The 11,542-nt window shown below is 47.1% G+C and carries 9 protein-coding genes and 3 pseudogenes; 9 read left to right on the top strand and 3 right to left on the bottom strand.

Annotated features, from left to right (window positions below; all coding sequences use genetic code 11):
• The 9 genes and pseudogenes from PIN01S_RS26960 to PIN01S_RS27620 all read left to right on the top strand — a co-directional run.
• The coding region (locus tag PIN01S_RS26960) for a hypothetical protein (RefSeq protein WP_218024717.1) at positions 1-191 on the top strand (191 nt) is incomplete at its 5' end.
• Positions 192-238: 47 nt separating this feature from the next.
• Positions 239-760 carry a rubredoxin gene (locus PIN01S_RS27470; RefSeq protein ID WP_032489561.1) on the top strand — a complete coding sequence of 174 codons (522 nt, stop codon included), beginning with the start codon at positions 239-241 and terminating at the stop codon, positions 758-760.
• A 46-nt stretch (positions 761-806) separates the two neighbouring features.
• On the top strand, positions 807-2,258 hold the full coding sequence (locus PIN01S_RS16725) for an aldehyde dehydrogenase family protein (RefSeq protein WP_011920685.1): 1,452 nt from the start codon (positions 807-809) through the stop codon (positions 2,256-2,258).
• Positions 2,259-2,296: 38 nt separating this feature from the next.
• A complete protein-coding gene (locus PIN01S_RS16720; RefSeq protein WP_058134801.1) occupies positions 2,297-3,955 on the top strand; it encodes a GMC family oxidoreductase in 1,659 nt (552 codons plus the stop codon).
• A 76-nt stretch (positions 3,956-4,031) separates the two neighbouring features.
• Entirely contained in the window at positions 4,032-5,672 is a 1,641-nt protein-coding gene (locus PIN01S_RS16715; RefSeq protein ID WP_058134802.1) for a long-chain fatty acid--CoA ligase, read from the top strand.
• A gap of 101 nt (positions 5,673-5,773) precedes the next feature.
• Positions 5,774-6,466, top strand: coding sequence for an OmpW family protein AlkL (alkL, locus tag PIN01S_RS16710; RefSeq protein WP_032489564.1), 693 nt, complete (start codon positions 5,774-5,776; stop codon positions 6,464-6,466).
• A gap of 3 nt (positions 6,467-6,469) precedes the next feature.
• Positions 6,470-6,733 (top strand): annotated as a pseudogene (locus PIN01S_RS27175) (hypothetical protein); the annotation flags it as partial.
• Between the two features lie 586 nt (positions 6,734-7,319).
• Positions 7,320-8,051: pseudogene (locus PIN01S_RS27625) on the top strand (methyl-accepting chemotaxis protein); the annotation flags it as partial.
• Positions 8,037-8,924 (top strand): methyl-accepting chemotaxis protein, encoded by an 888-nt coding sequence (locus PIN01S_RS27620; RefSeq protein ID WP_373558191.1) that lies wholly within the window; start codon positions 8,037-8,039, stop codon positions 8,922-8,924. The pseudogene PIN01S_RS27625 and the gene PIN01S_RS27620, both read left to right, overlap by 15 nt.
• A 241-nt stretch (positions 8,925-9,165) precedes the next feature.
• On the opposite strand, the pseudogene PIN01S_RS16690 reads toward PIN01S_RS27620, so the two are convergent.
• From PIN01S_RS16690 to ltrA, 3 genes and pseudogenes are all read right to left on the bottom strand, one after another.
• Positions 9,166-9,429 (bottom strand): annotated as a pseudogene (locus tag PIN01S_RS16690) (ATP-binding protein); the annotation flags it as partial.
• Between the two features lie 112 nt (positions 9,430-9,541).
• Positions 9,542-9,766, bottom strand: coding sequence for a hypothetical protein (locus PIN01S_RS26885; RefSeq protein WP_071533814.1), 225 nt, complete (start codon positions 9,764-9,766; stop codon positions 9,542-9,544).
• Between the two features lie 33 nt (positions 9,767-9,799).
• Positions 9,800-11,068, bottom strand: a complete 1,269-nt coding sequence (ltrA, locus tag PIN01S_RS16680; RefSeq protein WP_003459714.1) for a group II intron reverse transcriptase/maturase — start codon at positions 11,066-11,068, stop codon at positions 9,800-9,802.
• Positions 11,069-11,542 lie beyond the last annotated feature (474 nt).

Raw genomic sequence — 11,542 nt, 5'->3', positions numbered from 1 at the left:
CCAACTCGGAAAGTGGTATTTCAGATGCTACTCCAACTGGAATGGCAGTTTTGGCCGCAGAATTAGTGATCCCACTTAATCAAGAAAATAAAAATGAGGGCTGTGCGGCTAAGACTGAAGTTCTTGATCAGGCGAGCACCCCACAGGTTGTAAGAAAATCTTCCACAAGGAAGAAGATGAGAAATAAATAACGCAAATTTGCCGCAACGCAAAATAACAATTTGACATGGTGATGAGTATGGCTAGCTATAAATGCCCGGATTGTAATTATGTTTATGATGAGAGTGCGGGTAATGTGCATGAGGGGTTTTCTCCAGGTACGCCTTGGCACCTTATTCCTGAGGATTGGTGCTGCCCCGATTGCGCCGTTCGAGACAAGCTTGACTTCATGTTAATTGAGAGCGGCGTAGGTGAAAAGGGCGTCACCTCAACCCATACTTCGCCAAATTTATCCGAGGTTAGTGGCACAAGTTTAACTGCTGAAGCAGTGGTTGCGCCGACAAGCTTAGAGAAATTGCCTAGTGCCGACGTTAAAGGCCAAGATCTATATAAAACTCAACCTCCAAGGTCTGATGCCCAAGGCGGGAAAGCATACTTGAAGTGGATATGTATTACTTGTGGCCATATATATGATGAGGCGTTGGGCGATGAGGCCGAGGGTTTTACTCCAGGTACTCGCTTTGAGGATATTCCTGATGACTGGTGCTGTCCGGATTGCGGGGCTACGAAAGAAGACTATGTGCTCTACGAGGAAAAGTGAAGATTAAAACTTCAAGTCATTCTAGGTAATTCAGGACAAAATAAAAATGACCATACCAATTAGCCTAGCCAAGTTAAACTCTAGTGCCGATACCCATTCAGCGCTTGAAGTATTTAATTTGCAGAAAGTTGCAAGTAGTGCGCGTCGTGGTAAATTTGGCATAGCAGAGCGCATCGCTGCTCTTAATTTACTTAAGGAAACTATTCAGCGTCGTGAGCCTGAAATTATTGCTGCACTTGCAGCGGACTTTCGCAAGCCGGCAAGCGAGGTGAAGCTAACAGAAATCTTTCCGGTATTGCAAGAAATTAATCATGCCAAACGGAACCTTAAAGATTGGATGAAGCCACGGCGAGTGAGGGCGGCACTTAGTGTAGCGGGCACGCGGGCAGGACTTCGTTACGAGCCTAAGGGTGTCTGTTTGATAATTGCGCCGTGGAACTATCCATTCAACCTTAGTTTCGGTCCTCTTGTATCTGCGTTAGCGGCAGGAAATAGCGTTGTTATAAAGCCGTCTGAATTGACACCACACACTGCAACACTGATCGGATCTATAGTCAGGGAGGCATTCTCTGTCGACCTAGTCGCTGTGGTGGAGGGTGATGCCGCAGTTTCCCAGGAGCTGTTGGCTCTGCCATTTGACCATATTTTTTTTACTGGTAGTCCTAGGGTCGGCAAGTTAGTGATGGAAGCGGCGTCAAAAACACTCGCTTCGGTTACTTTGGAGTTAGGCGGAAAATCTCCAACCATTATTGGACCAACAGCAAATTTGCCGAAAGCTGCGCGCAACATAGTGTGGGGAAAGTTTTCAAACAACGGCCAGACGTGCATAGCGCCTGATCACGTATTTGTTCATCGGTGTATAGCCCAGAAATTCAATGAAATTCTTGTGAAAGAGATTGTGCGAGTTTATGGGAAGGATTTTGCTGCGCAGCGTAGATCGGCAGACTATTGCAGGATCGTCAATGATCAACATTTCAATCGAATTAATAAACTCCTGACTGACGCGAAAGCTAAAGGTGCAAAAATTCTGCAAGGGGGTCAAGTTGACGCGACTGAGAGGCTTGTGGTGCCAACGGTTTTATCTAACGTCACTGCTGCTATGGATATTAACCATGAGGAAATATTCGGGCCGCTACTTCCTATAATTGAATACGATGATATAGATTCTGTAATTAAGCGTGTGAATGACGGTGACAAGCCCCTGGCGCTGTATGTCTTTTCTGAAGATAAACAATTTGTAAATAACATCGTGGCTCGTACAAGCTCTGGTTCGGTCGGAGTTAATCTGAGTGTCGTGCACTTTTTGCACCCTAATCTCCCATTTGGCGGTGTCAATAATAGTGGTATCGGCAGTGCTCATGGAGTTTACGGGTTCAGGGCGTTTTCTCACGAAAAACCAGTTCTTATAGATAAGTTCTCAATCACGCATTGGTTGTTTCCGCCTTATACCAAGAAGGTGAAGCAGTTGATTGGTATCACAGTTAAGTATTTGAGCTGAGTAATTTTTTCGATAAATCATTACCTCGAGAAGATAAAATGTACGACTATATAATCGTTGGTGCTGGATCTGCAGGATGTGTGCTTGCTAATCGTCTTTCGGCCGACCCCTCTAAAAGAGTTTGTTTACTTGAAGCTGGGCCGCGAGATACGAATCCGCTAATTCATATGCCGTTAGGTATTGCTTTGCTTTCAAATAGTAAAAAGTTGAATTGGGCTTTTCAAACTGCGCCACAGCAAAATCTCAACGGCCGGAGCCTTTTCTGGCCACGAGGAAAAACGTTAGGTGGTTCAAGCTCAATCAACGCAATGGTCTATATCCGAGGGCATGAAGACGATTACCACGCATGGGAGCAGGCGGCCGGCCGCTACTGGGGTTGGTACCGGGCTCTTGAGTTGTTCAAAAGGCTTGAATGCAACCAGCGATTCGATAAGTCCGAGCACCATGGGGTTGACGGAGAATTAGCTGTTAGTGATTTAAAATATATCAATCCGCTTAGCAAAGCATTCGTGCAAGCCGGCATGGAGGCCAATATTAATTTCAACGGAGATTTCAACGGCGAGTACCAGGACGGCGTAGGGTTCTATCAAGTAACCCAAAAAAATGGACAACGCTGGAGCTCGGCGCGTGCATTCTTGCACGGTGTACTTTCCAGACCAAATCTAGACATCATTACTGATGCGCATGCATCAAAAATTCTTTTTGAAGACCGTAAGGCGGTTGGTGTTTCTTATATAAAGAAAAATATGCACCATCAAGTCAAGACAACGAGTGGTGGTGAAGTACTTCTTAGTCTTGGCGCAGTCGGCACGCCTCACCTTCTAATGCTTTCTGGTGTTGGGGCTGCAGCCGAGCTTAAGGAACATGGTGTTTCTCTAGTCCATGATCTTCCTGAGGTGGGGAAAAATCTTCAAGATCATTTGGACATCACATTGATGTGCGCAGCAAATTCGAGAGAGCCGATAGGTGTTGCTCTTTCTTTCATCCCTCGTGGTGTCTCGGGTTTGTTTTCATATGTGTTTAAGCGCGAGGGGTTTCTCACTAGTAACGTGGCAGAGTCGGGTGGTTTTGTAAAAAGTTCTCCTGATCGTGATCGGCCCAATTTGCAGTTTCATTTCCTTCCAACTTATCTTAAAGATCACGGTCGAAAAATAGCGGGTGGTTATGGTTATACGCTACATATATGTGATCTTTTGCCTAAGAGCCGAGGCAGAATTGGCCTAAAAAGCGCCAATCCATTACAGCCGCCTTTAATTGACCCGAACTATCTTAGCGATCATGAAGATATTAAAACCATGATTGCGGGTATTAAGATAGGGCGCGCTATTTTGCAGGCCCCATCGATGGCGAAGCATTTTAAGCATGAAGTAGTACCGGGCCAGGCTGTTAAAACTGATGATGAAATAATCGAAGATATTCGTAGGCGAGCTGAGACTATATACCATCCGGTAGGTACTTGTAGGATGGGTAAAGATCCAGCGTCAGTTGTTGATCCGTGCCTGAAGATCCGTGGGTTGGCAAATATTAGAGTCGTTGATGCGTCAATTATGCCGCACTTGGTCGCGGGTAACACAAACGCTCCAACTATTATGATTGCAGAAAATGCGGCAGAAATAATTATGCGGAATCTTGATGTGGAAGCATTAGAGGCTAGCGCTGAGTTTGCTCGCGAGGGTGCAGAGCTAGAGTTGGCATGATAGCTGTCTGCATGTAAAAAACATGGTCAATAGATGGTTTTTTAATGAACATAAATCATCAATGTGAGGCGACGTGATGTTAGGTCAGATGATGCGTAATCAGTTGGTCATTGGTTCGCTTGTTGAGCATGCTGCACGATATCATGGTGCGAGAGAGGTGGTTTCAGTCGAAACCTCTGGAGAAGTAACAAGAAGTTGTTGGAAAGAAGTGGAGCTTCGTGCTCGTAAGCTCGCTTCTGCATTGGGCAAGATGGGTCTTACGCCTAGTGATCGTTGTGCAACGATTGCATGGAACAATATTCGTCATCTTGAGGTTTACTACGCTGTCTCTGGCGCAGGAATGGTATGCCATACAATCAATCCGAGGCTTTTCATTGAGCAGATCACATATGTGATAAACCATGCGGAGGATAAGGTAGTATTTCTTGATGATACGTTCTTGCCAATCATTGCTGAGATTCGCGGTTCGTTACCAAAAGTCAAGGCGTTTGTCTTGATGGCTCATAATAATTCAAATGCATCTGCTCAAATGCCAGGATTGATTGCATACGAGGATCTAATTGGTCAGGGTGATGATAACTATATATGGCCTGATGTAGATGAAAATGAGGCGTCTAGTCTATGTTACACATCAGGTACTACGGGCAACCCGAAGGGTGTACTTTATTCACACCGCTCGACAGTTTTGCATTCAATGACCACCGCAATGCCAGACACACTAAATTTGTCTGCGCGAGATACCATTTTGCCCGTAGTTCCAATGTTTCATGTAAATGCATGGGGGACTCCATATTCCGCTGCAATGGTTGGTGCGAAGCTAGTTCTTCCTGGTCCGGCTCTTGATGGCGCTAGTTTATCGAAGTTGATTGCTAGCGAAGGAGTTAGCATTGCTCTTGGGGTGCCGGTTGTTTGGCAGGGGTTGTTAGCGGCACAAGCCGGTAATGGTTCTAAAAGCCAAAGCCTCACGCGGGTTGTTGTAGGAGGTTCGGCCTGTCCTGCGTCTATGATTAGAGAATTTAACGATATATATGGTGTTGAAGTTATTCATGCTTGGGGTATGACTGAGCTTTCGCCATTTGGCACGGCAAACACTCCACTCGCGCACCACGTAGATTTATCTCCAGATGAAAAGCTTTCACTGCGCAAAAGCCAAGGGCGCCCGCCTTACGGTGTCGAGTTAAAAATCGTTAATGATGAGGGGATTAGACTACCTGAAGATGGTCGAAGTAAAGGCAACCTAATGGCGCGTGGGCACTGGGTTATTAAAGATTACTTTCATAGCGATCCTGGTTCGACACTCTCAGATGGTTGGTTTTCAACTGGAGACGTGGCTACCATAGATTCGGACGGTTTCATGACAATCTGTGATCGTGCAAAGGACATTATAAAGTCTGGCGGTGAGTGGATCAGTACGGTAGAGCTGGAGAGTATTGCGATTGCGCACCCTCATATTGTTGATGCTGCTGTTATAGCTGCAAGGCACGAAAAATGGGACGAGCGACCTCTCCTCATCGCAGTTAAATCCCCTAATTCGGAATTAACAAGTGGTGAGGTATGTAATTATTTCGCAGATAAGGTGGCTAGATGGCAAATTCCAGATGCCGCTATCTTTGTTGAAGAACTGCCACGCAATGGTACTGGCAAGATTTTGAAGAATCGTTTGCGCGAGAAATATGGTGATATTTTATTGCGCAGTAGTTCTTCTGTCTGTGAATAAGCTTTCTGTATGGGCTTTGACTGATTTTTTAGATATCAGTCTCTGTGACATGTTAGCAGTTCTATTTAAGAATATGTCGACAACAAAACGAGGGTAGCACAATGAGTTTTTCTAATTATAAAGTAATCGCGATGCCGGTGTTGGTTGCTAATTTTGTTTTGGGGGCGGCCACTGCATGGGCGAATGAAAATTATCCGGCGAAATCTGCTGGCTATAATCAGGGTGACTGGGTCGCTAGCTTCAATTTTTCTAAGGTCTATGTGGGTGAGGAGCTTGGCGATCTAAATGTTGGAGGGGGGGCTTTGCCAAATGCTGATGTAAGTATTGGTAATGATACAACACTTACGTTTGATATCGCCTATTTTGTTAGCTCAAATATAGCGGTGGATTTTTTTGTTGGGGTGCCAGCTAGGGCTAAATTTCAAGGTGAGAAATCAATCTCCTCGCTGGGAAGAGTCAGTGAAGTTGATTACGGCCCTGCAATTCTTTCGCTTCAATATCATTACGATAGCTTTGAGCGACTTTATCCATATGTTGGGGTTGGTGTTGGTCGGGTGCTATTTTTTGATAAAACCGACGGTGCTTTGAGTTCGTTTGATATTAAGGATAAATGGGCGCCTGCTTTTCAGGTTGGCCTTAGATATGACCTTGGTAACTCATGGATGCTAAATTCAGATGTGCGTTATATTCCTTTCAAAACGGACGTCACAGGTACTCTTGGCCCGGTTCCTGTTTCTACTAAAATTGAGGTTGATCCTTTCATTCTCAGTCTTGGTGCGTCATATGTTTTCTAAGTAATCAGGTCTGTCACTGTCGCAGCACTCTTTCGATCCATTAGAGAGGGTGCTTTTTTCTTGAAAGCCCCGCTCCGGATCAGCGATATATGGGCCATCCGTGTAAGGCTCCAGATTGCGGAGAGATCCTGGGATCTTGCTCTATTCGACTCGTCCATCGACAGCAAGCTGCGAGCCTGCGACTTAACCAAACTTCGTGTGCGCGACATAGCCCATGGAGAACACGTGTCGCCGCGAGCCATCGTGATGCAGCAGAAAACTGGTCGCGGTAGGGACGGCGGTTACCTGCCGCCCCCCGCACGGATCCGTACGTGCGGAACTACCGCATACGGCTCCTGCCTCGGGTATCGTCATGCTCCGTATAGCCTTCTGCTTCGCTTAACAGCATCGGCATCCCGAATTTGTGATTACGCGGCTCCATGGCTGGCCCATCGGTTTCCCCTGTCAACGCTTTACCCTGAACCTCACGGCGCAACATGCATGACTCGGGGTCTGGTTGATTCGCCATTTATTACCAGTATCGAACTGTCATCGACTACCCTCCGCCAGCTTTAACTGGCGCACTAAGCCCTCCATAATCCGCAACTACCCTGCAAGATTCACAAGCGCTTGAATTCCATGTGCACGAGCAAGTGCCCGGGTTGATTGCCGCAGCAATAATATTATTTAGATAACTACACCAAGGAGTAGTTGAAGGCAGACTAAAGATGAGTCCAGCCGTACCATGTTAGATGTGAGAGTAAATGGCCTGATTTTCCTATGTGGAGAGAAATTAGGTTGCGTGATACTTTGCAGAGACTTCTTGAACAGTGGGAGAACAACAAGATGATTGGCAAAAACCGCCTTCTGTATTATGCTCCAGAATACGTGGATAAAAATAAATATTTTTGAATGCTTTCAACTTGCCATAGCGCTTAGAGGGGTTAATATGAACTGTTCGCTGCGGTGTCGATTTTTTTTGATTCTTGTTATGGCAGGATTTTCTTTTTTTGTTGCGCTATTCGGGATGCGATTAATGCATAAGATGGCTGAATTTGCTTATTTTGAAAGGGAGCATGTTGTTGCCTTGAGCAAGGTGTACTACGAGCTGCATAAAAAAGAAATAAATATAAGTTTTATAGTAGGGCAGGTGCAGAGGGCTCGTAGACAAACTACAGCTGTAAACAGTTTGTGGAAGGGTGATAAAGCTCTTTTAAGATTACTGGGAAAGGGCTTGATTCTTGAGCTGTCTGAAGCTTCAGAAATAAAACTTGGGCTGCTCGAGAGGTATGCAAGTAGCATTTATAAAGATGGATTAAACCCTGGGCATATTGAGGAAATGAAACGACTTGTAAGTTGGCCCTACACGAACTCTAATCGCTTCGGGATTGAAATTGCAGATATTTCCAAACGCGTTAAAGCTTACGTGTATTTTCTTGTTGTATCAATTAATTGTCTCTTTTTTGTTGTTATTTTTCTTCTTATGAAAAAGACTCGCAGTTCAATAGATGAAATAGTTCATGTCATGAATGATATGTCAAGAGGTGATCTTACATATCGCACTATACCGAGCAATGACGAAGTGGGTAAAATGCAGTCTTCAATCATTGCGATGGGGGCTGGGGTAAGCGCCTTGATTGAATCAATAAAACACATACAAGGTGATCTGTTTAATTCAGCGGGCGAGGCTTTAAATATTTCACAAAGCACGTCAAACGATATATGTGACCAAGCAGGTAAGATCGACGAATTTGTCAGTGCGCTATCACAGATTTCTTTCGCTATAACTGAAACTTCAAATGCGGCAAATAAGTCCTCAGCACTATCATCTGAGGGGCGGCAGTTGGCGGTTCATGGTCAAAAAGCTATTGAAACAGCCGTATCATCTATAAATGCCTTGTCACAACGAGTTAATGATTCACATGTGGCTATTAAATGCATTGAAGCTGATATTGCAAAAATAGGTAAAATCATTGAAATTATTGATCAAATCACTGATCAAACAAATCTGCTGGCTTTGAATGCCGCGATTGAGGCTGCACATGCAGGCGAGGCCGGGAAGGGCTTTGCTGTTGTTGCTGATGAAGTTCGAAGCTTAGCTCAACGTACAAATAATTCCACTTATGAAATTCAGGCGATGATTGCTTCTTTAAATAAAGGTATATTTTTTGCTCTTGGTGTCATGGGAGACTGTGTCGTTGAATCAAAAAATAGTGTTAATGCAGCAAGCGAAGCTAGTAGATCAATTGAGAAGATTGTAGATTCAGTATCCCAAGTTATGTTGCAGATTGCACAAGTTGCAACTGCTTCAGAGGAGCAGAGTGCTGTTGTAAAAGACATGCTGGATAATGCAAATATTATTAGAGAAATTGCGGCAGGAGTTGAGTTGGGTAGCAGGAGAATTTCGGAGGTAAATCAGTATTTAGTTAAGTTGGCTGGTGATTTGGGAAGAGCAGCAAAGGTATTTAAGTTGTATTAATTCTGGCTCTGTCCGCGCTCGTTTTGGGGGGTGACTAGTTGGCTGTCCGGAAAGTTAGTTTATGTGAAACAGAGAGTTTTTAACCGCCGCGATAACCTCGCAGCGCCCATTTCCCCCATTACAGGCGCACCTCTCCTGTGGATTCCACGCCATTCGGACATTCAGCCCACGCTGATCCGGACACCTGTTCCACGATCATTCGGACAGGCAGTCGGAGCGCAGCGACGCAGAGTTGGCATTGTTAGTCTGAGGTGCCCAGCGTCATCAATTTCTTCGCCCGCTTGCGCATTGATTCGCCCTTGAGATTGATCCGGTAAGCGTTGTGAACCAGGCGGTCGAGGATGGCATCGGCCAAGGTCGGATCGCCGATCAATTCGTGCCAACTGTCCACCGGCATCTGGCTGGTCACGATGGTTGAGCGCTGGCCGTAGCGGTCGTCCAACAGTTCAAGCATGTCGCGCCGTTGTTCGGCGTTGAACGGGGCCAGGCCCCAGTCATCGAGTAATGTTGAGCTCAACATTACTCGATTTATGTGTAGCGGCCAGTTATGTGGAGTAAATGCAGTTCGACCTCTGATGTGACGCCAGCTTCAGTCTCGGCAACTCCACATAACTTCGTCACAACCGCCGCAGCCATTCGACCACATCGACACCAGCCCGGGTACCGCCTGCGGCCAGCGGTGACAAGGCTTCCGGAAAAACCTGGGCGTGCACCTGGCGCTTCAGGTCCAGATCGGCGCGCGTATCGCCGGCATTGTGCTTGGTCTTGAAGCGCTCGGCTTCCAAGCGCTTGAGCCAGAGGCAGAAACCTTTTCGCTGGTAAGTAGGCCGCAGGGGTTTCACCTTCAGCCTCTCGCAGAACCGTACGTGAGTCTCTCAACTCATACGGCTCCCGTTACCCAGTCGATCTGCATTTCCAAAGACATTCCAGTGCACGAACAGCGACGGACACGCTTTCTTCATCCGATTGAGCCAGTCAGCACTGCGGCGCTTGTGCCCCGCCAGTGGTTTGTACTTCTGACGAGCCCAACGCTGGAGCTTCAAGTCAAAATGATTGAAGACCTTGCGCATCGCCGTTCTGTAGAAAGTCCCGTAGTAGTTCCACCACCCTCTGAGGGTCGCGTTGTACTGCTTTGACAATTCAAAAAGGCTGGCCGGTGTTTGCCGCTGGATATTCCAGCCGCGAGTTTGCTGACGCATTCGCTTAAGTGCGTCATTACTGGCTGCGGGCAGGAAGCTGGTAAACCGGCGTCCATGATTACCCCACGCCTCCCGTGGCCGGAAGGTGAACCCCAGGAACGTAAACTGCGTCGTTGGGTACGCTGCTTTGCGGTTACTGTCTTTACAATACACAATCTTCGACTTTTCCGGGTGCATGGTCAGCAGACATGCTTCCAACCGTGCCTTGATTGCCGCCATGACCTCACACGCCTGCTTTTCGCTACGGCAGTGAACCACCGCATCGTCGGCGTAGCGTGCAAATGGACAACCTGGAAAAGTCCGTTGCATCCAGGTATCGAACGCATAGTGCATAAACAGATTCATCAATAAGGGACTGACAACCCCGCCTTGGGGTGTACCGCTTTCACGCGGTACCTGAACGCCGTCAGCAGTCTCGAACGGCGCTTTAAGCCACCGTTCGATATACAACAGAATCCAGTCGTCCTTCACATGATGCCTTACCGCTTTCAGCAGCAGCTCATGATCGATATGATCAAAAGCCCCCTTGATATCAAACTCCACCACCCAATTCATATTCCAGCAGCGCTTGCGAGTGATCTCGACCGCCTGTTTGGCTGATTTTCCCGGTCGGTATCCATAGGAATCCGAATGAAAAAGACAGTCCAGACGCGGCTCTATAAGCAGCTTCACGGCGGTCTGGGCCACCCGATCAGCTACTGTTGGAATACCCAGTTTGCGTTTGCCTCCTGATTGCTTCGGAATTTCCACCTGCCGAACCGGCGGCGGAAAATAAGAACCTGATGACATCCGGTTCCACAACTTGTAAAGGTTCCGTTGCAGCTTCTGCTCGAACTGGGCAATAGATTGTTCATCTATCCCAGCGGCTCCTCGATTGGCTTTCACACGCTGGTAGGCCTCCCAAACTGTCAGTTTGGAAATGCTGTACGACTTTGCTGTGCTCATACCACTCCTCCCCGCCGAAGCAGGTTGATGACATAAGCCAGCTGGGAAACGCCACCCCTTCGCTCCATCCTCATTACAAGAACTTCATCACTACTACGAATGGCTCCGCCCCTCGGCCTTTGCATCGGTATTCTTCCTCGCGGTGGTAGCCGCTTGTCATTTCCCTTGGCATCAAAGGCGAGGTTCTCACGTTCCATATCAAAGCCTGTATTGAGCTCATGCCGCCTATACACCGGCTGCCATCTGGACAGTAGACAGGTATCCTCCAGACTGGTCCTGAGGCTACTGGGCGACCTCAGTTTTGACAGCACTTGAATACTTAACGATGCGTCTTCGGACGGTTTGCTTTCGCTCATCTTCTCAATACTTACCTGACGCCGTTATCGGCGCCTTTTCCAACGGTCGCTCACCACCACGCCTTTTGAACGCAGCAGCACCGGGTGGTTTGGAGCCAGCTCCTGCAAGCAGACTCCG

The sequence above is a fragment of the Pseudomonas indica NBRC 103045 genome (assembly GCF_002091635.1).
Lineage (GTDB): Bacteria > Pseudomonadota > Gammaproteobacteria > Pseudomonadales > Pseudomonadaceae > Pseudomonas_M > Pseudomonas_M indica.
Note: the sequence above shows the minus strand (reverse complement) of the source record. Positions and strands in the feature narration are given on the sequence as shown.